Here is a 22,999-nt window from a genome sequence, read left to right as displayed (position 1 = left end):
GGCGAGCGTCCGGCACGGAGGGCGCCGGTCTCGCGGAGGGGAGGGGGTGGTCAGCGTCCGGCGCTCGTCGCGGTCAGGGCAGCGAGTTCCCGGTCGGCGCGTTCCGTGACGAGGGCGAGGACGCGGCCGGCGGCGGCCAGGTCCTCGGCGGGGATGTCACCCCAGACGCGGGCGGAGAGGGGGGCGGTCTCGGCGGTGACGGTGGCGAGGAGCGCGCTTCCCGCCTCGGTGGGGAGCAGATGGGGGCCGTCCGCCAGGAGCAGCTCCCGTCCGCGCAGCGCGTCGAGGGCGGCGTGGGCGTCGGCGGGGACGGTCTTGAGGGTGGCGCCGATCCGGGCGACGAGTTCGTCGGGGGTCAGCGGGCCCTCGGCCGTCACCGCCGTGCGCAGGGCGACCTGCTGGGTGAAGGTGACGCCGTGCCGGGCCAGGACGTGCTCCAGGACGCCGCGGGCGGCGTAGTGCGCGAGGCCGAGGGCGCGGGCGTCGGCGGGTGCCGCGGTGGTGGTCATGGCGTTGCCCCTTGGGTGTCGGTGTCGGTGTCGGTGTCCGGGTCCGGGCCGGCGGTCGCGGGAGGGGTGGTGGCTCCGGGCCGGGGACCGGGGGGAACGAGCGGTACGTCGAGCAGGGTCGTCAGCTCCTCGGTGAAGGCGCGGGTGCGGGAGGCGTCCAGCCCGCCCAGCGGCTCCAGGAGCTGCTGGAGCAGGTCCTGCACCACGTCGACGGCCTGCCGGGCGACGGTCGCCCCCTCGTCCGTGAGGGAGAGCCGCACGGCGCGCGGGTCGCGCGGGTCGCGGGTGCGCTCGATCAGCCCGGCCGACTCCAGGGAGCGGGCCAGCTTCGAGACGTACAGCGCCTCCATGCCGGTGTGGTCGGCGAGCTGCCGCTGGCTGGGTCGTTCGCCGGTGCGCCGCATGCCGTGGAGCGAGGCGACCAGGGAGTACTGCGCGTGCGTGAGGCCCAGGGGGGCCACCGCGCGGTCGACGGCGACCCGCCACTTGTTGGCGAGCCGCCACACCAGAAAGCCGGGCGTGGGACCCGGGGAACCCTTGCTCATGACAGATACGGTACATGGCTACTATGTACATGGCTACTAGATTCCCCGCCGGGCGCGGGCGCCCCCGTCGCGCCTCCCCTCCGGCGGCACGGGGTGCGCCCCGCCGCCCCGCCCCGCACCCTGGGGAGTGAAGTCCCATGACCTTCGTTGCATAAAACTACGGCGACGCGTATAGTCATGCCATCCATGAGGAGGGTATTGATGACGGTACGAGCAGCAGTCGCGGGCGCGAGCGGATACGCGGGCGGGGAACTCCTGCGCCTTCTCCTCGCCCACCCCCACGTCGAGATCGGCACGCTGACCGGCCACTCCAACGCCGGACAGAAGCTCGGCGGCCTCCAGCCGCACCTGCTGCCGCTCGCCGACCGCGTCCTCGCGCCCACCACCGCCGAGGAGCTCGCCGGCCACGACGTCGTCTTCCTCGCCCTCCCGCACGGCCAGTCCGCCGCCGTCGCCGAGCAGCTCGGCCCGGACGTCCTCGTCGTCGACATGGGCGCCGACTTCCGGCTGAAGGACCCGGCCGACTGGGAGACCTACTACGGCTCCCCGCACGCCGGCACCTGGCCCTACGGCCTCCCCGAACTGCCGGGCGCCCGCGCCGCGCTGGAGGGGTCCAAGCGCATCGCGGTGCCCGGTTGCTACCCCACCGCCGTCTCGCTCGCCCTCTTCCCGGCGTACGCGGGCGGGCTCGCCGAGCCGGAGGCCGTGATCGTCGCCGCCTCCGGCACCTCCGGCGCGGGCAAGGCCCTCAAGCCCCACCTCCTCGGCAGCGAGGTCATGGGCAACATGACCCCGTACGGCGTCGGCGGCGGCCACCGCCACACCCCCGAGATGATCCAGAACCTCTCCGGCCCCGCCGGCGAGCGGGTCACCGTCTCCTTCACCCCCACCCTGGCCCCGATGCCCCGCGGCATCCTCGCCACCTGCACCGCCGCCGCCAAGCCCGGCACGACCGCCGAGGCCGTGCGCGCCGCCTACGAGAAGGCGTACGCGGACGAGCCGTTCGTCCACCTCCTCCCCGAGGGCCAGTGGCCCGCGACGGCGTCCGTCCACGGTTCCAACGCCGTTCACATCCAGGTCGCGTACGACGCGAACGCGCACCGGATCATCGCGATCAGCGCCATCGACAACCTCACCAAGGGCACCGCCGGCGGCGCGGTGCAGAGCATGAACATCGCCCTCGGCCTTCCCGAGGACACCGGACTCTCCACGATTGGAGTCGCTCCATGAGCGTCACCGCAGCGCAGGGATTCACGGCGGCGGGCATCGCCGCCGGGATCAAGCAGAACGGCAACCCGGACCTGGCCCTCGTGGTCAACACCGGGCCGCGCCGCGCCGCCGCGGGAGTCTTCACCTCCAACCGCGTCAAGGCCGCCCCGGTCGTCTGGTCCCAGCAGGTCCTCGCCGACGGCGAGCTGACCGCGGTCGTCCTCAACTCCGGCGGCGCCAACGCCTGCACCGGCCCCCAGGGCTTCCAGGACACCCACGCCACCGCCGAGAAGGTCGCCGAGGTCCTCAGCGGGCAGGGCACCGAGGTCGGCGCCGGCGAGGTCGCCGTCGCCTCCACCGGTCTCATCGGCGTCCTCCTCCCCATGGACAAGCTCCGCCCGGGCGTCGAGAAGGCCGCCGCCGAACTCTCCGCGCACGGCGGCGAGAAGGCCGCCATCGCCATCAAGACCACCGACACCGTCCACAAGACGGCCGTCGTCTCCAAGGACGGCTGGACGGTCGGCGGCATGGCGAAGGGCGCGGGCATGCTCGCCCCCGGCCTCGCCACCATGCTCGTCGTCCTCACCACCGACGCCGACGTCGACGCCAAGGGCCTGGACGCCGCCCTGCGCACCGCCACCCGGCTCACCTTCGACCGGGTCGACTCCGACGGCTGCATGTCCACCAACGACACCGTCCTCCTCCTCGCCTCCGGCGCCTCCGGCGCCACCCCCGCCCAGGACGACTTCGCCGAGGCCGTCCGGGAGGTCTGCGCCGACCTCGCCCGCCAGCTCATCGGCGACGCCGAGGGCGCCAGCAAGGACATCCGCATCGAGGTGGTCAACGCGGCCACCGAGGACGACGCCGTCGAGGTCGGGCGCTCCATCGCCCGGAACAACCTCCTCAAGTGCGCCATCCACGGCGAGGACCCCAACTGGGGCCGGGTCCTCTCCGCCATCGGCACCACCTCCGCCGCCTTCGAGCCCGACGAGCTGAACGTCGCCATCAACGGCGTCTGGGTCTGCCGCAACGGCTCCGTCGGCGAGGACCGCGACCTCGTCGACATGCGCTACCGCGAGGTCGTCGTCACCGCCGATCTCGCCGCCGGCTCCGAGTCCGCCGTGATCTGGGCCAACGACCTGACCGCCGACTACGTCCACGAGAACAGCGCGTACTCGTCGTGACCAACGCCACGCGGAAGCACACCGCCCTCCCGAAGGCCCAGACGTTGATCGAGGCGCTGCCCTGGCTCACCCGTCACCACGGCAAGACGGTCGTCATCAAGTTCGGCGGCAACGCCATGATCGACGAGGAGCTGAAGGCGGCCTTCGCGCAGGACGTCGTCTTCCTGCGCCACGCCGGCCTCAAGCCGGTCGTCGTGCACGGCGGCGGCCCGCAGATCAGCGCCGCCCTCGACCGGCACGGCATCGTCAGCGAGTTCAAGGCGGGCCTGCGGGTCACCACCGAGGACGCCATGGACGTCGTACGGATGGTGCTCGCCGGCCAGGTCCAGCGCGAGCTCGTCGGGCTGCTCAACCAGCACGGCCCGCTCGCCGTCGGCCTCACCGGCGAGGACGCCCACACCATCACCGCCGTCAAGCACCTGCCGGAGATCGACGGCGAACGCGTCGACATCGGCCGCGTCGGCGAGATCACCGCCATCGACACCGGCGCCATCCAGGCGCTCCTGGAGGACGGCCGCATCCCGGTCGTCTCCTCCATCGCCCGCTCCCAGGACGACGGACATGTCTACAACGTCAATGCTGATACGGCGGCTGCGGCACTCGCTGCGGCGCTGGGCGCCGAGACGCTGATGGTCCTGACCGACGTCGAGGGCCTCTACGAGGACTGGCCGAACAGCGACGAGGTCATCAGCCGGCTCACCGCCAGCCAGCTGGAGAAGCTGCTGCCCGAGCTCTCCAGCGGCATGGTCCCCAAGATGGAGGGCTGCCTGCACGCCGTACGGAACGGGGTCACCACGGCCCGCGTGATCGACGGACGCGTCCAGCACTCCATCCTGCTGGAGATCTTCACCGACGAGGGCATCGGCACGATGGTCGTGCCGGACGGACAGGGGGAATCATGAGCAACCAGCAGCTGACCGAGCGGTGGCAGGGCTCGCTCATGGACAACTACGGCACCCCGCGCCTCCCCCTGGTCCGCGGCGAGGGCGCCAAGGTCTGGGACGCCGACGGCACCGAGTACCTCGACTTCGTCGGCGGCATCGCCGTCAACGCCCTCGGCCACGCCCACCCGGCCGTCGTCGAGGCGGTCACCCGCCAGATCCGGAGCCTCGGCCACGTCTCCAACCTCTACGTCGCCGAACCGCCCGTCGCGCTCGCCGAGCGGCTGCTCCAGCTCGCCGGCCGCCCCGGGAGGGTCTTCTTCTGCAACTCGGGCGCCGAGGCCAACGAGGCCGCCTTCAAGATCGGCCGGCTCACCGGCCGCAGCCACATGGTCGCCACCGCCGGCGGCTTCCACGGCCGGACCATGGGCTCCCTCGCCCTCACCGGCCAGCCCGGCAAGCAGGGCCCGTTCCTGCCGCTGCCCGGCGACGTCACCCACGTCCCGTACGGCGACGTGGAGGCGCTGCGCGCCGCCGTCACCGAGGAGACGGCCTTCGTCATCATCGAGCCCATCCAGGGCGAGAACGGCGTCGTCGTCCCGCCGCCCGGCTACCTGAAGGCGGCCCGGGAGATCACCCGCGCCACCGGCACCCTCCTCGTCCTCGACGAGGTGCAGACCGGCATCGGCCGGTGCGGCCACTGGTTCGAGCACCAGGCCCACGAGGGCGTCGACCCGGACGTCGTCACCCTCGCCAAGGGCCTCGGCGGCGGGCTGCCGCTCGGCGCCACCGTCGCCTTCGGCGCGGCCGCCGAGCTCTTCGCCCCCGGCCACCACGGCACCACCTTCGGCGGCAACCCGGTGGCCTGCGCCGCCGGCCTCGCCGTCCTGGACACCCTCGGCGCCGACGCGGCCCTCGACCGCGTCAAGGCCGTCGGCGAGCGGCTGCGCTCCGGAATCGAGGCCCTCGGGCACCCGCTGGTCTCCCATGTCCGTGGTGCGGGCCTCCTGCTGGGTATCGTGCTCACCGAGCCCCTCGCGCCCCAGGTGCAGCAGGCGGCTCAGGACGCCGGCCTCCTGGTGAACGCGCCCGCCCCCGACGTCGTACGGATCATGCCTCCGCTGGTCCTCACCGACGCCGAGGCGGACACCTTCCTCCGGGTGCTTCCGGCCGTCCTCCAGCAGGCGTACGAGGCGTACGAGGCGAACGGGCAAGGAACGACCGGAGAATGAGGCGACGATGACCGACGCGCAGGGGAACGAGCCCGGAGGGCCGTCGGTCCCGCAGACCCGCACCGCACGCCACCGCAGGATCGTCGACATCCTCAACCGGCAGCCGGTGCGGTCGCAGAGCCAGCTCGCCAAGCTCCTCGCGGACGACGGGCTGAGCGTCACCCAGGCGACGCTCTCCCGCGACCTCGACGAGCTCGGCGCGGTGAAGATCCGCAACACCGGCGGCGAGCTGATCTACGCGGTCCCCAGCGAGGGCGGCTTCCGCACCCCGCAGGCCCCGCTCGGCGAGTCCGCCAAGGAGGAGCGGATGCGCCGCCTCTCCGGCGAACTCCTCATCTCCGCCGAGGCGTCCGCCAACCTCGTGGTGCTGCGCACCCCGCCGGGCGCCGCCCAGTTCCTCGCGTCGGCCATCGACCAGGCCGAGCTCCAGGCCATCCTCGGCACCATCGCGGGCGACGACACCCTGCTCCTCATCTCCCGCGACCCCAGCGGCGGCCAGGCCCTCGCCGACCACCTGCTGCGCCTGGCGCAGAAGGGCGGCTGAGCGCGGCCCGGGAGCCTCAGTACCGCACGATCGCCGTCGGACCCCGCCGGGTGCCGACGGCGATGTGCGGCCGCCGTTCCGGATCGGCCCAGGCGAGGACCGCCCGCATCGCGTCCGCCGGGACGGAGACGCAGCCGGCCGTCGCGCCCTTCCCGTTCACGTGCAGGAAGATCCCGGCGCCGCGCATCCGCACCGGGCGGGCGTAGTTGAAGCCGATGACGAGCGCGTGGGCGTACTGCGTCCCGTACGCGACGAGGTGCTCGGCCTCCGCGGGGCGGCAGTCCGCCGGGAGCCTCTCGACCCAGCGGTTGTACGTGCGTGAGTCGTTGTCCTGGCACCACCACGAGTCCTCGGTGGCCCGTACGTACCGGTAGCGGGTCCCGGCCGGCGCGGCCCGGATCCCGAAGGCGTACGGCAGGTCGTACAGGCCGGTCGGCGTGGTGTTCGTCCCCTGCCGCCGGGTGGCCCCCTCGGCCAGCCCGTTCGCGCCGAACCGGGCCGGCGCGGAACCCGCCCGCAGCCACCGCCCGCCCCGCCGGTCCCACCAGGTGACCGTCCCGGTGGTGGCGGAGGCGTCGGCGGCGACGGCGGTGATCAGCTGGGAGCCGCCGCCGGTGTCCGCCATCCGCGCGGGCAGCGGCGCGGTCGGGGGACCCGGGGCGGAGGCGAGCGAGAACAGCACGGCGCCGAGCGCGAGGAGGGTACGCATGGCGGCGACGCTAGGCGGCCCGGGGGCCACCGGCCACGCTACTGGCCCGAGTGGGGGAGCGGCGGCAGCGGCAGCGGAAGGGCGGGCAGTCCGTCGAGGCTGGTGGCGATGTGCTCCTTGCCCTCGCAGTAGGCGTTGAACTCCTCGTCCGTCTTCCGGTTGAAGAAGTCGGCGTGCAGCGAGCGCTCCTCCCGGTACTCCATCACCGGCACGGCGAACCCGCAGGAGTCGCTGACCCGCCGCGCGTGCACGAGGACGATGGCCCGGGCGCTGATCTGGTCCTTCACGGCCTCTTCGGGGAACCGCCCGAAGAGCTCGGCCCAGCGCGGATCGTCCCGCAGCACCACCTCCCCGTCGCCGTGCACCCGCACCACGGTGGGCGGACCGGAGAAGGACGTCCACATCAGGGTGATCCGCCCGTTGCCCGGCTCGCGGAGGTGCGCGAGGGTCTCGGCACTGCTGCCGCCGAAGTCGACGTAGGCGAGGGTCAGTTCGTCGAGGACGACGAGGGTGCCCCGGCGTCCCTTGGGCGAGAGGTTGACGTGCCCGTCCCCGGAGAGCGGGGCGGTGGCGACGAAGTAGAGGGGCTGCTCCTCGATGAAGGTCCGCAGTCGCCCGTCAATGCGTTCGTATGTTTTTCCCATGGGTCCATCTTCGGTGGTGGCGACCCGGGGTGACGCGCCCTCTCACGGAATGGGGGGCGCGTCACGACCACAGCGCCCGCCGGGCTGCGCGCACGACGGCGGGCTCGGGGTCGTCGAGCAGGGCCTTCATCCGCCGGGGCTCCACCGCGTCGAGCAGCCGCAGCCCGGCCACCGCCGAGGCCCGCACCCGGCCGTTCCGGTGCCCCGTCAACTCCCGCAGCAGCGGCACGTCCACGCTCCGCGACCCGCACTCACCGAGCCCGAGCGGCGCCCTGTCCGGCACGTCGGGGCCCGCGCAGGCGGACCGGTACGCGGCCACCGGATCGCCCCCGCCCTGCCGCAGCACCCACCGGGCGCAGGCCCGGGTCCGCCCCGAACGGTCGTAGAGATACGGCTCCGCCTCCGCGTGCCGGCCCGCCCCGCGCAGCGCGGTGACGCCGGCCGCCCGCACCCGCCCGAACCGGGCCCCCAGCAGGACGGGCACGGTGGCGTCCGGCTCGTCCGCTGCCACCGCGGCCGAGGCGGCCCGCTCCTGCACCAGGGGGTCGTGGTCCCCGGCGGCCACCAGGGCGAGGCCGAGGCCGTCGTACAGCCCGCGGTCGAGGGCGACGGAGAGCGCGGCGCGCCGGGTCGGGCCGTCGAGGCAGCCGGACAGCAGCCCGCCCACCCGCGCCGGGTCGCCGTCGCGCAGCAGACCGTCCAGGAGTTCCGCGGCCGCGCCGCCCCGGAGCCGCCGGCCGAGCCGCAGGATCACCGGCGCGGTGACCGCGAGCGTCGGCGCGGAGGCGCCGGGCAGTGCCTCCCGCAGCAGGTGCAGCGCACGCGCGCGTACCGGCGCCGCCCAGTCCGCCGCCCTGACCGCGACCAGCGGCAGCGCCTCGGGCCGCCCCGCCGTGTACGACAGTGCGGCCTGCCGGATCCGGCCGTCAGGGTCGCACAGCGCGAGCGCGAGCTGCGCCTCGGTGGGCGTCTCCCGCACCCGGTCGGCGGCCCGGTCCCGGAGCCCCCGCCCCCCGGGGACGTGGGCCCCGGTGAGCCACCCGTGGGAGGGCGTGACGGCGTCGTGGCGGACCGCCTGTCGTACGTCCTCGTCCAGGTCCGCCCAGGCCTTGGGCCGCGTCACGTCCAGCACCCGGTGCAGGGGGAACCCCTGGCCCAGGCGCCCTGCCGCGGCCTTCCGCGCTTCCGCCTCGTGTGTCATGCGGGGAGGCTAGACGCCGCCCGCCCGCCCTCGCTCGCGGTTTTCGAGGGCGCGGAGCGCGCCCTCGTGGGCCCTGGGCGGTGTCGGCGTCGAGCCGTGCCCGGTCCTCCGCGCGTCCGGCACCCACCGCCGCGAGCGTGTCCTTGCCGTGCGGGAGGCGTTCTCCCCGGCGAAGGTGGTGCGTGGGTCCCGGCGGCTGCGCGGTCGTCGTGCGGCGGACCGTGTCCCCGTGCCGTCCGTCCTCGCTCGCGGGTTCCGTCCCCCGTGGCGCCGATTGACGAATCATGCGGAGTTCTGCATACTCATGCATCAAGGGTTTCGGATCATCGAGGCGAGGAGCAACCAGAAGTGAGCAGCAACAACGGTGACGTCCGGCTCTGGGGCGGGCGTTTCGCCGACGGTCCGGCCGAGGCCCTCGCGAAGCTCTCCGCCTCCGTCCACTTCGACTGGCGCCTCGCGCCCTACGACATCGCCGGATCCCGGGCCCACGCGCGCGTGCTGCACAAGGCCGGACTGCTCACCGAGGACGAGCTGACCCGCATGCTCGCGGGCCTGGACCGGCTGGAGGCGGACGTCGCCGACGGCTCCTTCGTCGGCACCATCGCCGACGAGGACGTCCACACCGCCCTGGAGCGCGGCCTCCTGGAGCGCCTCGGCGCCGAGCTCGGCGGCAAGCTGCGCGCCGGCCGGTCCCGGAACGACCAGGTCGCCACCCTCTTCCGGATGTACCTCCGCGACCACGCCCGGACCATCGGCGGCCTGATCGCCGACCTCCAGGACGCGCTCGTCGGCCTCGCCGAGGCGCACCCGGACGTCGCCATGCCCGGCCGGACCCACCTCCAGCACGCCCAGCCGGTGCTCTTCGCCCACCACGTCCTCGCCCACGTGCAGTCCCTCTCCCGGGACGCCGAGCGGCTGCGCCAGTGGGACACCCGGACGGCGGTCTCCCCGTACGGCTCCGGCGCCCTCGCCGGCTCCTCCCTCGGTCTCGACCCGGAGGCCGTCGCGAAGGACCTCGGCTTCGAGCGGGGCAGCGCGGGCAACTCGATCGACGGCACGGCCTCCCGCGACTTCGTCGCCGAGTTCGCCTTCATCACCGCGATGATCGGGGTGAACCTCTCCCGGATCGCCGAGGAGATCATCATCTGGAACACGAAGGAGTTCTCCTTCGTCACCCTCCACGACGCCTTCTCCACCGGCTCGTCGATCATGCCGCAGAAGAAGAACCCGGACATCGCCGAACTGGCCCGGGGCAAGTCCGGCCGCCTCATCGGCAACCTCTCCGGCCTGATGGCCACCCTGAAGGCGCTGCCGCTCGCCTACAACCGCGACCTCCAGGAGGACAAGGAGCCGGTCTTCGACTCCTGCGACCAGCTGGAGGTCCTGCTCCCCGCCTTCACCGGCATGATGGCCACGCTCACCGTCAACCGCGAGCGCATGGAGGAACTGGCCCCGGCCGGCTTCTCGCTCGCGACCGACATCGCCGAGTGGCTGGTCAAGCAGGGCGTGCCGTTCCGCGTCGCGCACGAGGTCGCCGGTGAGTGCGTGAAGGTCGCCGAGTCCGAGGGCAAGGAGCTGGACGGGCTCACGGACGAGCAGTTCGCGAAGATCTCCGAGCACCTCACCCCCGAGGTCCGCACCGTGCTCAACGTCCCCGGCGCCCTCGCCTCGCGCGACGGCCGCGGCGGCACCGCCCCCTCCGCCGTCGCCGCCCAGCTCGTCGAGGTCAAGGCCGACCTGGTCATCCAGCACGCCTGGTCCACCGCCAAGCAGAAGTAGCCGAGGCGAACAGCGGAACCCCGCTCCACCGGAAGGCCCCCTCGTGGGGCCTTCCGGCGTTTCCGCGCGGGGAAACGGTGAGTCGCCCACGTCTTATGTGAGACAAGAATGTCTCACACGGTGTATGGTCGTCTCATGTCAGTCGACCGCACCCAGGTGCTCCGCGCCGCCGCCGCCCTGCTCTCCCGCAAGGCGACCGCCACCATGGACGAGGTCGCCCGGGCCGCGGGTATCGGGCGGGCCACGCTGCACCGGCACTTCGCCGGGCGGGACGCGCTGGTGCGGGCGCTGGAGCAGATGTGCATCGAGGAGGCGGAGGCCGCGCTCGACGCGGCCCGGATCGAGGAGGGGCCGGCCGACGAGGCCGTCCGCCGGCTCGTCGCCGCCTCCGAGCCCGCCGCCCCCCTGCTCGCCTTCCTCGTCACCGAGAACCAGCTGTTCGAGGGGGACGGGCAGAACGAGGGCTGGGCCCGCCTCGACGCCCGCCTCGCCGCCCTCTTCCGGCGCGGCCAGGAGGAGGGCACCTTCCGGATCGACCTCAGCCCCGCCTGGCTCTGCGAGGCCTTCTACGGGCTGATCGGCTCGGGCGCCTGGGCCGTCGCCGACGGGCGGGTAGCCGCCAACGACTTTTCTTACATGATCGCCGAGCTGCTGCTCGGCGGAGCGCGCAGGAGCGTGGAGAAGTGACCACCGAAACCGTCCGCTACGACAAGGGCAACGAGGAGAGCCATACCGAGGGCGTGCGCCGTCCCGGCCGGTGGCTCGCCCTCGCCGCGCTCGTCCTGGCCGTGCTGCTCGTGGCCGTGGACGCCACCGTGCTCGGCCTGGCGACCCCCTTCCTCTCCGAGGACCTGAAGCCGACCGGCACCCAGCTGCTCTGGATCGGCGACGTCTACTCCTTCGTCATCGCCGGTCTGCTGGTCTCCATGGGCAGCCTCGGCGACCGCATCGGCCGCAAGAAGCTCCTCCTCGTGGGCGCCGTCGCGTTCGGCGCCGTCTCGGTCCTGAACGCCTACGCGACCAGCCCCGAGATGATGATCGCCGCCCGCGCCCTCCTCGGCGTCGCCGGCGCGACCCTGATGCCGTCCACCCTGGCCCTCATCCGGAACCTCTTCCACGACCCGCGCGAGCGCAGCCTCGCCATCGGCATCTGGGGCGCGATGGCCTCGGCCGGCGCCGCCGTCGGCCCGGTCGTCGGCGGTTTCCTCCTGGAGCACTTCTGGTGGGGCTCGGTCTTCCTCATCAACCTGCCCGTGATGGCCGTCCTGGTCGTCATCGGCGCCAAGCTGATCCCCGAGTCGAAGAACCCGAACCCGGGCCCGTGGGACCTCCCCAGCGTCGCGCTCTCCCTCGTCGGCATGATCGGCGTCGTCTACGCGATCAAGGAACTGGCCTCGCACGGCCCCACCCTCGACGTGGCCGTCGCCGCGCTCGTCGGCGCCGGCGGCCTCACCGGCTTCGTCCGCCGCCAGCTCACCCTGCCGGCGCCGCTCCTGGACATGCGCCTCTTCCGCAACCGCGGCTTCTCCGGCGCCGTCCTCGGCGACCTGCTGACCATCCTCGGCCTCGCCGGCCTGGTGTTCTTCCTGTCCCAGTTCTTCCAGCTGGTCCAGGGCCGCTCCCCGCTGGAGGCCGGCCTCGCCGAACTGCCCGCCGCGATCGGCTCGGTGACCGCCGGTCTGCTCGCCGGCCGGTTCGCCCGCCGCTTCTCGGTCCGCTCGGCCGTCGCCGGCGGTCTCGCCGCCATCGGCCTCGCCCTCGCGGTCCTGACCGCCATCGGGCAGACCACCGGCTACCCGGTCCTCGGCGCGAGCCTCCTCGTCGTCGGCGTCGGCGCGGGCCTCGCCTTCACCGTCACCGCCGACGTGATCCTCTCCAGCGTCCCCAAGGAGCAGGCCGGCGCCGCGTCCGCCGTCTCCGAGACCGCGTACGAGCTCGGCGCCGCCCTCGGCATCGCCGTACTCGGCTCCATCGTGACCGGTGTCTACCGGGGCTTCACCACCCCGGCCGGCATCCCCTCGGACGTCGCCGCGGCCGCCCACGACTCGCTGGGCGGCGCCGTCGAGGCGTCCTCGGCCCTCGCCCCGGAGCGGGCCGGCGCCCTCGTCTCGGCCGCCCAGGAGGCCTTCGTCGACGGCCTGCGGATCGCCGCCGGCGTCGGCGCGGCCGTCCTCCTCGCCACCGCCGTCGCCGCCTGGTTCCTCCTCAGGGACCAGAAGCTCGCGGACGGCGCCGTCGAGCACTGACGCACCCCGCCCCACGCGCGAGGGCGCCCCCGGAACGATCCCGGGGGCGCCCTCGTCGCGTACGGCCGACCGCTACGCGGCCTCCTTCGCCTTCGTGGCGTACATGTCGACGTACTCCTGGCCCGACAGCCGCATGACCTCCGCCATCACCGAGTCCGTCACCGCGCGCAGCACGTACCGGTCGCGGTCCATGCCCTCGTAGCGGGAGAACTCCATCGGCTCGCCGAAGCGGACGGTCACCTGCACCGGACGCGGGAAGCCCGCGCCGCCCGGCTGCGCCCGGTCCGTGCCGATCATCGCGAAGGGGATCACCGGCGCGCCGGTCATCAGCGTCAGCCGCGCCACGCCCGTGCGCCCCCGGTACAGCCGGCCGTCGGGGGAGCGGGTGCCCTCCGGGTAGATCGAGAAGATCTTGCCCTCCTCGATGACCCGGCGGCCCGTCATCAGCGCCGCCACGCCGCCCCGGCCGCCGTCCCGGTCCACCGGGATCATGCCGACGCTGGTGAAGAACCAGGCCATCAGCCGGCCCTTGACGCCCTTGCCGGTCACGTACTCGTCCTTGCCGATGAAGAAGACCTGGCGGTCCAGGCAGATCGGCATGATCATCGAGTCGATGAAGGTGAGGTGGTTGCCCGCGAGGATCACCGGCCCGGTCCCGGGGACGTTCTCGGCGCCCTCGACACGGGGGCGGAACATCAGACGCAGGATCGGACCGAGGGTGGCCTTGACGATCGCGTGACGGGACAACGGTTCCTCCGGTGTCGGGCGGGCGGCTCCGGAGAGCCGACGGTGCAGCACCGGACGATACTCGCGGGTCACCGCCGTGCGCACATCGGGTTCACCGAACGGATACACGGTGTTGACGCGTGTTTCCGCCATGTTCCGCAAGGGTCTGCCGCCCGTAGGGGCGCGGTCCCTACCGTCGGGTCCACCCGACGACAGGTGCGGGACATCACACAGGAGGACCCCCATGACCCAGGGCGCACCCCGGACCCCGGCCCGCCGCTCGGTACTCGGAGCGGCCGGCGCCGCCGCGTTCGGCGTCACCGCCGGGCTCGCCGCCGGCGCGGGGACCGCGCAGGCCGCCGAGACCGGCCGCCCGCACGGCCGGGACCACGGGCACGGCCGCGGCTACCGCTCGCTCCCCGTCCCGACCGTCATCGCCCACCGGGGCGCCAGCGGCTACCGCCCCGAGCACACCCTCGGCTCCTACCGGCACGCCCTGGACCTCGGCGCCCACGTCATCGAGCAGGACCTCGTCCCCACCAAGGACGGGCACCTGGTCTGCCGCCACGAGAACGACATCACCGGCACCACCGACGTCGCCGACCACCCCGAGTTCGCCGGCCGGAAGACCACCAGGACCGTCGACGGGGTCTCCTACACGGGCTGGTTCACCGAGGACTTCACGCTCGCCGAGCTGAAGACCCTGCGCGCCAAGGAGCGCATCCCCGGCACCCGCCAGGAGAACACCCTCTACGACGGCCGGTGGACCGTCCCCACCTTCGAGGAGGTCCTGCGCTGGGCCGACGAGGAGGGCCGCCGCCGGGGCCGCGAGATCTGGCTCCACGTCGAGACCAAGCACCCCACCTACTTCCGCTCCCTCGGCCTCGGCCTGGAGGAGCGCCTGGCGAAGCTGCTCCGCCGCTACGGCCGCCACCGCGCGGACTCCGCCGTCTTCCTGCAGTCCTTCGAGCCGGGCAGCATCCAGCGCCTGTCGAAGCTGGTCGACTCCCCGCTGGTGGTGCTGCTCTCCGGCGCGGCCACCCGCCCCTGGGACTTCGTCGAGTCCGGTGACCCGCGCACCGTCGCCGACCTCGTCACCCCGGCCGGACTGCGCTGGATCGCCTCGTACGCCCAGGGCATCGGCCCCACCCTCGACCTGGTGATCCCCAAGGACGCCACGGGCCGGCTCACCACCCCCACCACCCTGGTGCGGGACGCCCACGCCGAGGGCCTGGTCCTCCACCCGTACACCCAGCGCAACGAGAACGCCTTCCTGCCGGCCGACTTCCGCGAGGGCACCGACCCGGCCGCCTACGGCGACGCCTTCGGCGCCCTGGAGCGGTACTTCGAGACCGGCATCGACGGCATCTTCTCGGACAACCCCGACACCGCCCTCCTCGCCGCCGAGGACTTCCGCACCCGCTGACCCGGGATCGCCGCCCGGTCGGCGCGTACCGCGCCGTACGCCGACCGGGTGGTTCCCGAGCCGGGGCGCAACCGCGCCCCCGCGCCGCCGCATCGTGGCGGGCATGACCTCCCCGGAATCCCTCCTCGCCACCCTCACCCCGCTCCTCGCCGCCGAGTCGCGGGCCGAGGCCGCGGCCGCCGGGATCGACCCCGCCGACCTCGAACAGGCCGTCTGGCTCCGCCTCCTGGAGCGGCTCAGCGCCGACGACGCCCCCGAGCGTCCCGCCGACTGGCTCCGCCGGGCCGTCCGCGCCGAGGCCCGCCTGGCCCGCCGCACCAGCGGACGGGAGCGCCCCTACCACGGCGACGCCCCGCCCGACGCAGCCCACGAGGCGCCGGGCCCCGAGGGCTCCGCCCTCACCGCCGAACGCCGCCGCACCCTGCGGGCCGCCGTCACCAGGACGCCCGGCCGCTGCCCCCGCCTCCTGCACGCGATGCTCGACCCCGCGGACCCCACCTACCGGGAAATCGCAGGAGCGTTGGGTATCTCACAAGGCAGTCTGGGGCCGATGCGTTCCCGTTGCCTGGGATGCCTGCGCAGAATGCTCGCGGCAGAGGTTCCCGCATCCGGTCGACGGGGAAGGGTGCGGGGTACCGATCGGTGATCAGATGAGCGGGAGGCATGCGCACATGGGCCTGAGTGTGACCATCTCGGCGGCGGCCGCGGACGACGCGGAGCAGATCCTGAAGCTCCAGTACCTCTGCTACCAGAGCGAGGCCGAGCTGTACGGCGACTGGTCCATCGAGCCGCTCACCCAGCGGCTCGACGCCATCCGCGCCGAGCTCGCGGAGGGCCACGCCCTGGTGGCCCGGCTCGGCGACGAGGTCGTCGCCTCCGTCCGCGCCCGCACCGACGAGGACGGCACCGTCCACATCGCCAAGCTCATCGTCCACCCGCGGCTGCGCCGCCACGGCATCGGCGGCCGGCTCCTCGACGCCATCGAGCGCCACTTCGCCGCGGCGGACACCGCGCCCAAGCGCTTCCAGCTCTTCACCGGCCACCGCAGCGAGGGCAACCTCCGCCTCTACCGCGCCCGGGGCTACGCCCAGGTCGGCGCCCGCGAGGTCGGCCCCCGGCTCACCCTCGTCACCCTGGAGAAGGCCGCCTGACACCGCTCAGGCGGTACGCGACCGCCTGAGCCACCAGATGCCCGTCAGCGGCAGCAGCACCGGGATGAAGACGTAGCCGTACCCGAAGTCCGACCAGACCGTCGCGTCCGGGAAGGCGGACGGCTCGACCAGCGTCCACGTCCCCACCACCAGCACGCCCGCGAGCTCGGCGGCGCAGCACACCAGCGCCGCCCTGCGGGCCGCCTCCCCGCCGCGCACCAGCGTGTACGTGATGAAGACGTACACGACCGCCGCCACCGCCGAGAGCGCGTACGCCAGCGGGGCCCGGTCGAACTCGGTCGACACCTGGTAGATCGAGCGCGAGACCGCGCCCACCGACATCACGCCGTACAGCCAGACGAGCAGCATGCCCGGGCCCGTGACGAGCCGGGTCCGCCCCGGCTTCGCGTCCTGTGCCGTCCCCACCGTCTCCGCCATGGTCAGCCCACCGTCCAGATGTCGAAGAGACGCACTTCCAGGACGGCGAGCACGACCGCGCCCGCCGCCACCGTCGCCGAACCCCAGCGGCTCCGCTCCGCCAGCGACATGAAGCCGGCGATCGGCACCGCGCACAGCGCGCCGAGCAGGTAGGAGACGAAGATGACCGTCCCCTCCTCGGCCGTCTCGCCGCGGACCAGCTGCACGATGCCGACGATCAGCTGGACCAGGACCAGGAAGGTCACCACGGCCATGCCGATGAAGTGCCAGTCCTTGGTGGGCTGGTCCCGGTAGGCGGCGAAGCCGCACCAGGCGGCGAGGGCGAGCGCGGCCACCGAGACCGCGACCGTGAGGGCGTCAAGCATGCGCCCGAGGGTATTACGGGCCGAATGGCCCGATGCGCTCGGCCCCGTCGAGCCCCGCCGGAAGCCCGCCGCGCGACCGTGGCCTTGGCCACACCGGGCGCCGCGGGCCGCCCCTCCGGGACCCGCTCCCGCGCAGGCCGCGCACGGCGCGGAGCCCCGTACGGCCGTCCACCCCACGTCTCAGTAGCGTCCGGAATGCGGACACCGGACTTCCGTTCGCACCTGCGCATGCTTTACTTGCAGCCATGACCACGACGAGCAGCCGCATCCTTGCGACCGAGGCGATCCAGACGCCCGGTGCTCTTCGCATGTGTCGAATGTGCGCCATCTGAGGGCCCCCGCCTGAGCCTCGCGCCCCGAAGCGAGACCCCGACGGCCGAGCCGATCCGACCGCCCCACCGGCGCCGGACCGTGCCCGCCCCGCGCACACCGCCTCCCCGGCCCCGCCGGTACGGCCCCCCGTGCGCCTGACTGTCCGAAATGACGAATGCCCCGTGCACGGCGGACCCACGCGTCGCGCACTCGACAGTGACGGAAACCCCTGTGATCACCACTTCGGGCCTGACCAAGGTCTACGAGTCACGCGGCCGCCAGGTCACCGCCCTGGACGGCGTCGACCTCCACGTCCGCGAGGGCGAGGTCTTCGGCGTGATCGGCCAGAGCGGCGCCGGCAAGTCCTCGCTGATCCGCTGCGTCAACCTCCTGGAGCGCCCCACCTCCGGCACGGTGACCGTCGACGGCGTCGACCTCACCGCCCTCGCCGGCAAGGGCCGCCGCGCCGGCAAGGACCTGCGCCGGGCACGCAGCAGCATCGGCATGGTCTTCCAGCACTTCAACCTGCTGTCCTCGCGCACCGTCAAGGACAACATCGAGCTCCCCCTGGAGATCCTCGGCGTCCCGGGCGCCGAGCGCTCCCGCCGGGCCCTCGAACTCCTCGACCTCGTCGGCCTCGCCGACAAGGCGAAGAACTACCCGGGCCAGCTCTCCGGCGGCCAGAAGCAGCGCGTCGGCATCGCCCGCGCCCTCGCCGGCGAGCCCAAGGTCCTCCTCTCCGACGAGGCCACCAGCGCCCTCGACCCGGAGACCACCCGCTCGATCCTCCAGCTCCTGCGCGACCTCAACCGGCAGCTCGGCCTCACCGTCCTGCTCATCACGCACGAGATGGACGTCGTCAAGACCATCTGCGACTCCGCCGCCCTCATGCAGAAGGGCCGGATCGTCGAGTCCGGCACGGTCGCCGAACTCCTCGCCACCCCCGGCTCCCAGCTGGCCGCCGAGCTCTTCCCGGTCAGCGGCCAGGCCACCGGCGCCGACCGCACCGTCGTCGACGTCACCTTCCACGGCGAGGCCGCCACCCAGCCGGTGATCTCCCAGCTCTCCCGCACGTACAACATCGACATCTCCATCCTCGGGGCCGCGATGGACACCGTCGGCGGGAAGCAGATCGGCCGGATGCGGATCGAACTGCCCGGCCGGTACGAGGAGAACGTCGTCCCGATCGGCTTCCTCCGCGAGCAGGGCCTCCAGGTCGAGCCCGTCGACGACCCGCAGGCCGAGGCCGCCCCCGCCGTCCCCGTACAGCAGCCGCACGTGCTCGCGAAGGAGAGTGCCAAGTGACCTGGGAAGAGATGCGCCCCCTGCTCGAACAGGGCACGGTCGACACCCTCTACATGGTCCTGTGGGCCACCGTCGTCACCATCGTCGGCGGCCTCCCGCTCGGCATCCTCCTCGTCCTCACCGACAAGGGCGGACTGCTCCAGAACCGGCCCGTCAACAAGGTCGTCGGTGCGATCGTGAACATCGGCCGCTCGCTGCCGTTCATCATCCTGCTGATCGCCCTGATCCCCTTCACGACCTTCGTCGTCGGCACCTTCATCGGCCCCACCGCGATGATCGTGCCGCTCGCCATCGGCGCCATCCCCTTCTTCGCGCGCCTCGTCGAGACCGCCATCCGCGAGGTCGACCACGGGCTCGTCGAAGCCGTCCAGTCCATGGGCGGCGGCATCCCGACCATCGTCCGCAAGGTGCTGCTCCCGCAGGCCCTGCCGTCGCTGGTCGCCGCCGTCACCACCACCGTCATCGTGCTCATCGGCTACTCCGCGATGGCCGGCGCGGTCGGCGGCGAGGGACTCGGCTCCAAGGCCGTCACCTACGGCTACCAGCGCTTCGACACCACCTTCATGCTCGTCACCGTCGTCGTCCTGGTCGCCATCGTCACGATCGTCCAGCTCCTCGGCGACGGGGTCGTACGGCTCCTCGCCCGCCGCGGCCGCACCGCCTGACGGCCCCCCAGACCACCCCCCTGAGCCCGGACTTGTTGTCCAGGCGTCCACCGCTCCACAAGAAAGAGGCACTCTTCGTGCGTAAGAACATCAAGCTCGCCGCCGGCTTCGCTTCCGTCACCGCCCTCGCCCTCGGCCTCACCGCCTGCGGCACCTCCTCGGACCCGTCCTCCGCCAAGGACAAGGCCGGCTCCGCCGACGAGGCGCTCGTCGTCGCCGCGTCCCCGACGCCCCACGCCGACATCCTCAAGTTCGTCCAGGACAACCTGGCGGCCAAGGAGGGCCTGAAGCTGGAGGTGAAGGAGTTCACGGACTACGTCCTGCCGAACACCGCCACCCAGAACGGCCAGGTCGACGCCAACTTCTTCCAGCACAAGCCCTACCTGGACGACTTCAACGCGAAGAACAAGACCACCATCGTCCCCGTGGTCGACGTCCACCTGGAGCCGCTCGGCGTCTACTCCAAGTCCGTGAAGTCCCTCAAGGACATCAAGGCCGGCCAGACCATCGCCGTCCCCAACGACACCACCAACGAGGGCCGCGCCCTCCACCTCCTCGCCGACAACGGCCTCATCACCCTCAAGGACGGCGTCGGCACCGACGCCAAGCTCTCCGACATCACCGACAAGAAGGGCCTGGAGTTCAAGGAGCTGGAGGCCGCCACCGTGCCCCGCGCCCTGAACGACGTCGACGCCGCCGTCATCAACGGCAACTACGCGATCGAGGCCGACCTCTCCCCGGCGAAGGACGCCCTCGTCCTGGAGAAGGGCGAGGGCAACCCCTACGCCAACCTCCTCGCCGTCAAGAAGGGCAACGAGAACGACCCCCGGGTCGAGAAGCTCGCCAAGCTCCTCAACTCGCCCGAGGTCAAGAAGTACATCGAGGACACCTACAAGGGCTCCGTCACCCCCGCCTTCGGCGCCGCCAAGTAAGGCCCCGGGTACAGTCCTTCACCCCAAGGCCCCGCACGCCCCGTCCGGCGCGCGGGGCCTTGGGCTCACCCGCGCATGCGCGTCGGCCACGCCATGCTGCATGCTGTGCCTTCACGGTCTTCACGTATGGAGCTGCGCATGACTACCACCTTCCCGGACGTCTCCATCAACACGGAGCGACTGGTGCTGCGCCCGTACGAGGAAGCCGACATCCCCGCCTTCGTCGAGATGATGAACGACGAACTCGTCACCGCCTGGACCTCGGTGCCGCATCCGTACACCCGTGCCCACGCCGAGGACTGGGTCCGCCGGATCGCCCCCGCCGAACGGACCGGCGGCCGCGGCATCGTCCTCGCCGTCACCGAGTTCCTGACGCAGCGTCTGGTCGGCACCGTCCACCTCCACTCCACCGACTGGCGCGTCCGGGCCACCGAGGTCGCGTACGTCACCGCCCCCTGGGCCCGCGGCGAGGGATACGCCACCGAGTCCGTCCTCGCCGTCGCCCAGTGGCTCTTCCGCGACCGCGGCTTCGAACGCCTCCAGCTGCGCACCGCCGCCGACAACACCGCCTCCCAGCAGGTCGCCCAGAAGATCGGCTGCATCAGCGAGGGCGTGCTGCGCAACGCCTGGATAGCGCGCAGCCTCACCGAGAGCGGCGAGTGGACCGACATCCGCACCGACCTCATCCTCTGGGGCCTCCTTCCCGAGGACCTCGACGGCGTCGCCGACCAGATGGCCGAGGCCGGATACTCCTCGTACACCGACTGGAGCTGAGCGTTCCGGACGCCGGCCCGGGGTACTCTCGACACGCCCCCGACCTGCGACGACACCACAGGAGACAGACGCGATGGCCGATCGGGTCACGGTGATCGGCTGGGACGGCTCGCCCCTCACCGCCGCGGCCGGCTCCGCGCTCTCGGCCGCCACCCTGGTGGCCGGCGCCGCCCACCACCTGGCGCTCCCCGAAGTACCCGCCGGCGCCGAGCGCGTCCGCCTCGGCAGCGTCGGCCTCGCCGCCCGCCGGATCGCGGGCCACCGCGGCACCGCCGTCGTCCTCGCCGACGGGGACCCCGGATTCTTCGGCGTCGTCCGCGCCCTGCGCGCCCCCGAGCACGGCCTGGAGGTCGAGGTCGTCCCGGCCGTCTCCTCCGTCGCGGCCGCCTTCGCCCGGGCCGGCATGCCCTGGGACGACGCCCGCGTCGTCGTCGCCCACGAGAAGACCCTGCGCCGCGCCGTCAACGTCTGCCGCGCCCACCCCAAGGTCGCCGTCCTCACCTCCCCGGGCGCCGGCCCCGCCGAACTCGCCCTCCTGCTCGACGGCGTCCACCGCACCTTCGTCGTCTGCGAACAGCTCGGCACCACCCGCGAACAGGTCTCCGTCCTCACCTCCGACAAGGCCGCCGACCACACCTGGCGCGACCCCAACGTCGTCCTCGTCATCGGCGGCGCCGGCGGTACCGGGGCCTCCGCCGCCCCCTGGCTGATGGGCAACGACCCGGCCGCCGGAGCCGTCCGCGGCTGGGCGGGCGGCCCGGAGGAGTACGGCTCCGAGGACCGGCCCGGCATCGGCCACGACCCCACCCTGCGCGCCGTCCAGCTCGCCCGGCTCGGCCCCCGCACCGGCGACCTCGTCTGGGACGTCGGCAGCGCGGGCGGCAGCTTCGCCGTCGAGGCCGCCCGCTTCGGCGCCGCCGTCATCGCCGTCGACGCCGACCCCGCCGCCCGCGCCCGCACCGAGACCGCCGCCCGCCGCCACGGCGTCCTCCTCCAGACCGTCACCGGGCGCGCCCCGCACGTCCTGGAGAGCCTCCCCGAACCCGACGTCGTACGCGTCGGGGCCGGCGGCGTCCCCGTCGTCACCGCCTGCGTCGACCGGCGTCCCGAGCGGATCGCCACCCACGCCACCACCCGCGACGAGGCCGAGGCGATCGGCACCGCCCTCGCCGCCGGCGGCTACGCCGTCGAGACCGTTCTCCTCCAGACCGTCGGCCTCGATCCGGCCGACTGGACCGAGCGCGAACGCTCCGTCGTCTTCCTGCTCTCCGGCCGCCGGACCGCCGGCGCCCCCTGACCCCGGCCGGGTGCCGGGGCAGGTAGGCTGGCCGATTGTTGTACCGCACGGGGATGTTCGGCAGGTTGTTCGTCAATGTCCCGAATCGATGACCGTCTTGACCCGTTCTCGGTGGTCACCGGCGTGCGGGACACCGGGGGGACGGCGCGACGTGGCGCAGTCCACAGCGCACCGTGGCGGATCCGCCTGCCACGATGGGCGCGGGCCGCGACAATGCTCAGGTGACGGCGCGTCTCCGTGCCGCGCGGCGCGGGCGCTCGTTCTCGTTGACGGGCGCGGCTCCGAACGAAGACAACGATGGGCGAGGGGTACGCATGACGGACACCGGCCAGGTCCCGGGCGAGGGACTGCCGGAGAACGCAGGCATGGTCGAGCAGCCGGGCATCCCCGCTCCGGGCGCGTACACCTACCTGGACCCCTCCGGCCCCACCCCCGGGCAGCTCCCCGAGGACGACGACATGCTGCTGATGCCGGGTGCCCAGGGCGCCTGGAGCGAGCAGGCCCCCGGTGTGGTGCCCGCCCCGCCCGTCGCCGTCCCCGCCCCGCCCATGGTCCCGCCGCAGGGCGGGGCCCCCGAGGCCCTCGGCCAGGACCTCGGAGTCGCCCCCCAGGCCGCCGTGCAGGCCGTCCCGATGGGCGACCCGCTCACCGACCCGCTGCCGGATCCGCTCACCGACCCCCTGACCGGGCCGCTGCCGGACCCGCTGACCGGCCCGCTCCCGGACGGCCTCGTCCTCGCCGACCAGCTCACCGCCCCGGTCACTCCGGCGCACGGCGTCCCCGTGCCCGGCGCCACCCCGCCGCAGGGCGTGCCGCTCGGCACCCCGGCGCACGGCGTCCCGGTCGCCCCGCAGGAGCCCGTCGCCACCGCCCACGGCTACGAGCCCGGCATCCTCGACACCGGCGCCCACGAGGCCGCCGGCCG

The 22,999-nt window shown here is 73.3% G+C and carries 24 protein-coding genes and 1 pseudogene; 17 read left to right on the top strand and 8 right to left on the bottom strand.

Going from position 1 to position 22,999, the window contains the following annotated elements:
* Positions 1–50: 50 nt before the first annotated feature.
* Together AB0E19_RS12825 and AB0E19_RS12820 are read right to left on the bottom strand one after the other, a co-directional pair.
* Positions 51–509 carry a MarR family transcriptional regulator gene (locus AB0E19_RS12825; RefSeq protein WP_362177647.1) on the bottom strand — a complete coding sequence of 153 codons (459 nt, stop codon included), beginning with the start codon at positions 507–509 and terminating at the stop codon, positions 51–53.
* Entirely contained in the window at positions 506–1,054 is a 549-nt protein-coding gene (locus AB0E19_RS12820; protein WP_362177644.1) for a MarR family transcriptional regulator, read from the bottom strand. Before AB0E19_RS12820 ends, AB0E19_RS12825 begins: the two co-directional genes overlap by 4 nt.
* Positions 1,055–1,255: 201 nt before the next feature.
* On the opposite strand from AB0E19_RS12820, the gene argC reads away from it, so the two are divergent.
* From argC to AB0E19_RS12795, 5 genes are read left to right on the top strand one after another with little or no spacing between them, the layout of a single operon-like run.
* Positions 1,256–2,284, top strand: a complete 1,029-nt coding sequence (gene argC / locus AB0E19_RS12815) for an N-acetyl-gamma-glutamyl-phosphate reductase (protein WP_189949556.1) — start codon at positions 1,256–1,258, stop codon at positions 2,282–2,284.
* The gene (gene argJ, locus AB0E19_RS12810) at positions 2,281–3,447 is read left to right on the top strand and encodes a bifunctional glutamate N-acetyltransferase/amino-acid acetyltransferase ArgJ (RefSeq protein WP_362177640.1); all 1,167 of its coding nucleotides are present in this window, start codon (positions 2,281–2,283) and stop codon (positions 3,445–3,447) included. The genes argC and argJ overlap by 4 nt, the downstream gene beginning before the upstream one ends.
* The gene (argB, locus tag AB0E19_RS12805; RefSeq protein WP_362177637.1) at positions 3,444–4,349 is read left to right on the top strand and encodes an acetylglutamate kinase; all 906 of its coding nucleotides are present in this window, start codon (positions 3,444–3,446) and stop codon (positions 4,347–4,349) included. The genes argJ and argB overlap by 4 nt, the downstream gene beginning before the upstream one ends.
* Positions 4,346–5,560, top strand: coding sequence for an acetylornithine transaminase (locus AB0E19_RS12800; RefSeq protein ID WP_362177634.1), 1,215 nt, complete (start codon positions 4,346–4,348; stop codon positions 5,558–5,560). The genes argB and AB0E19_RS12800 overlap by 4 nt, the downstream gene beginning before the upstream one ends.
* Positions 5,561–5,567: 7 nt before the next feature.
* The gene (locus AB0E19_RS12795; RefSeq protein WP_362177631.1) at positions 5,568–6,104 is read left to right on the top strand and encodes an arginine repressor; all 537 of its coding nucleotides are present in this window, start codon (positions 5,568–5,570) and stop codon (positions 6,102–6,104) included.
* Positions 6,105–6,120: 16 nt separating this feature from the next.
* On the opposite strand, the gene AB0E19_RS12790 is transcribed toward AB0E19_RS12795, so the two are convergent.
* From AB0E19_RS12790 to AB0E19_RS12780, 3 genes are all read right to left on the bottom strand, one after another.
* The gene (locus AB0E19_RS12790) at positions 6,121–6,813 is read right to left on the bottom strand and encodes a L,D-transpeptidase family protein (protein ID WP_362177628.1); all 693 of its coding nucleotides are present in this window, start codon (positions 6,811–6,813) and stop codon (positions 6,121–6,123) included.
* A gap of 38 nt (positions 6,814–6,851) precedes the next feature.
* Positions 6,852–7,457 (bottom strand): pyridoxamine 5'-phosphate oxidase family protein, encoded by a 606-nt coding sequence (locus tag AB0E19_RS12785; RefSeq protein WP_362177625.1) that lies wholly within the window; start codon positions 7,455–7,457, stop codon positions 6,852–6,854.
* Positions 7,458–7,518: 61 nt separating this feature from the next.
* The gene (locus AB0E19_RS12780; RefSeq protein WP_362177622.1) at positions 7,519–8,658 is read right to left on the bottom strand and encodes a hypothetical protein; all 1,140 of its coding nucleotides are present in this window, start codon (positions 8,656–8,658) and stop codon (positions 7,519–7,521) included.
* A gap of 348 nt (positions 8,659–9,006) precedes the next feature.
* Between AB0E19_RS12780 and argH the strand changes: the two genes are divergently transcribed.
* From argH to AB0E19_RS12765, 3 genes are all read left to right on the top strand, one after another.
* Positions 9,007–10,437, top strand: a complete 1,431-nt coding sequence (gene argH / locus AB0E19_RS12775) for an argininosuccinate lyase (protein ID WP_362177619.1) — start codon at positions 9,007–9,009, stop codon at positions 10,435–10,437.
* Between the two features lie 135 nt (positions 10,438–10,572).
* Positions 10,573–11,124, top strand: coding sequence for a helix-turn-helix domain-containing protein (locus tag AB0E19_RS12770; protein ID WP_362177615.1), 552 nt, complete (start codon positions 10,573–10,575; stop codon positions 11,122–11,124).
* On the top strand, positions 11,121–12,683 hold the full coding sequence (locus AB0E19_RS12765) for an MFS transporter (RefSeq protein ID WP_362177612.1): 1,563 nt from the start codon (positions 11,121–11,123) through the stop codon (positions 12,681–12,683). The genes AB0E19_RS12770 and AB0E19_RS12765 overlap by 4 nt, the downstream gene beginning before the upstream one ends.
* Before the next feature lie 72 nt (positions 12,684–12,755).
* On the opposite strand, the gene AB0E19_RS12760 is transcribed toward AB0E19_RS12765, so the two are convergent.
* Positions 12,756–13,430 (bottom strand): lysophospholipid acyltransferase family protein, encoded by a 675-nt coding sequence (locus AB0E19_RS12760; protein ID WP_362177609.1) that lies wholly within the window; start codon positions 13,428–13,430, stop codon positions 12,756–12,758.
* A 223-nt stretch (positions 13,431–13,653) separates the two neighbouring features.
* Here AB0E19_RS12760 and AB0E19_RS12755 point away from each other — a divergent pair, with 223 nt between their 5' ends.
* The 3 genes from AB0E19_RS12755 to AB0E19_RS12745 all read left to right on the top strand — a co-directional run bounded on the left by AB0E19_RS12755 (position 13,654) and on the right by AB0E19_RS12745 (position 15,986).
* Complete coding sequence (locus AB0E19_RS12755; RefSeq protein WP_362177606.1) at positions 13,654–14,835, top strand: glycerophosphodiester phosphodiesterase; 1,182 nt, start codon at positions 13,654–13,656, stop codon at positions 14,833–14,835.
* Positions 14,836–14,938: 103 nt separating this feature from the next.
* Positions 14,939–15,481 carry a sigma-70 family RNA polymerase sigma factor gene (locus AB0E19_RS12750; RefSeq protein ID WP_362177603.1) on the top strand — a complete coding sequence of 181 codons (543 nt, stop codon included), beginning with the start codon at positions 14,939–14,941 and terminating at the stop codon, positions 15,479–15,481.
* Positions 15,482–15,506: 25 nt separating this feature from the next.
* On the top strand, positions 15,507–15,986 hold the full coding sequence (locus AB0E19_RS12745) for a GNAT family N-acetyltransferase (protein ID WP_362177600.1): 480 nt from the start codon (positions 15,507–15,509) through the stop codon (positions 15,984–15,986).
* 6 nt (positions 15,987–15,992) lie between these two features.
* Here the strand turns inward: AB0E19_RS12745 and AB0E19_RS12740 are convergent, their stop codons facing one another.
* Both AB0E19_RS12740 and AB0E19_RS12735 read right to left on the bottom strand, forming a co-directional pair.
* The gene (locus tag AB0E19_RS12740; RefSeq protein ID WP_362177597.1) at positions 15,993–16,424 is read right to left on the bottom strand and encodes a hypothetical protein; all 432 of its coding nucleotides are present in this window, start codon (positions 16,422–16,424) and stop codon (positions 15,993–15,995) included.
* A 2-nt stretch (positions 16,425–16,426) separates the two neighbouring features.
* A complete protein-coding gene (locus tag AB0E19_RS12735; RefSeq protein ID WP_169092653.1) occupies positions 16,427–16,789 on the bottom strand; it encodes a hypothetical protein in 363 nt (120 codons plus the stop codon).
* Between the two features lie 543 nt (positions 16,790–17,332).
* On the opposite strand from AB0E19_RS12735, the gene AB0E19_RS12730 reads away from it, so the two are divergent.
* From AB0E19_RS12730 to AB0E19_RS12705, 6 genes and pseudogenes are all read left to right on the top strand, one after another.
* Positions 17,333–18,406 carry an ATP-binding cassette domain-containing protein gene (locus tag AB0E19_RS12730; RefSeq protein WP_362177593.1) on the top strand — a complete coding sequence of 358 codons (1,074 nt, stop codon included), beginning with the start codon at positions 17,333–17,335 and terminating at the stop codon, positions 18,404–18,406.
* Positions 18,403–19,071, top strand: coding sequence for a methionine ABC transporter permease (locus tag AB0E19_RS12725; protein ID WP_031011893.1), 669 nt, complete (start codon positions 18,403–18,405; stop codon positions 19,069–19,071). Before AB0E19_RS12730 ends, AB0E19_RS12725 begins: the two co-directional genes overlap by 4 nt.
* Before the next feature lie 77 nt (positions 19,072–19,148).
* Positions 19,149–20,003: a MetQ/NlpA family ABC transporter substrate-binding protein gene (locus AB0E19_RS12720; RefSeq protein WP_362177588.1), complete on the top strand. Its 855-nt coding sequence runs from the start codon at positions 19,149–19,151 to the stop codon at positions 20,001–20,003.
* Between the two features lie 138 nt (positions 20,004–20,141).
* Positions 20,142–20,777, top strand: a complete 636-nt coding sequence (locus AB0E19_RS12715) for a GNAT family N-acetyltransferase (RefSeq protein WP_362177585.1) — start codon at positions 20,142–20,144, stop codon at positions 20,775–20,777.
* Positions 20,778–20,850: 73 nt separating this feature from the next.
* Positions 20,851–22,074 carry a precorrin-6y C5,15-methyltransferase (decarboxylating) subunit CbiE gene (gene cbiE, locus AB0E19_RS12710; RefSeq protein WP_362177582.1) on the top strand — a complete coding sequence of 408 codons (1,224 nt, stop codon included), beginning with the start codon at positions 20,851–20,853 and terminating at the stop codon, positions 22,072–22,074.
* Between the two features lie 314 nt (positions 22,075–22,388).
* Positions 22,389–22,999, top strand: a pseudogene (locus AB0E19_RS12705) (5,6-dimethylbenzimidazole synthase); the annotation flags it as partial.

The organism is Streptomyces sp. NPDC047974 (assembly GCF_040653375.1).
GTDB lineage: Bacteria > Actinomycetota > Actinomycetes > Streptomycetales > Streptomycetaceae > Streptomyces.
This window is presented reverse-complemented; position numbering and strand designations above follow the sequence as displayed.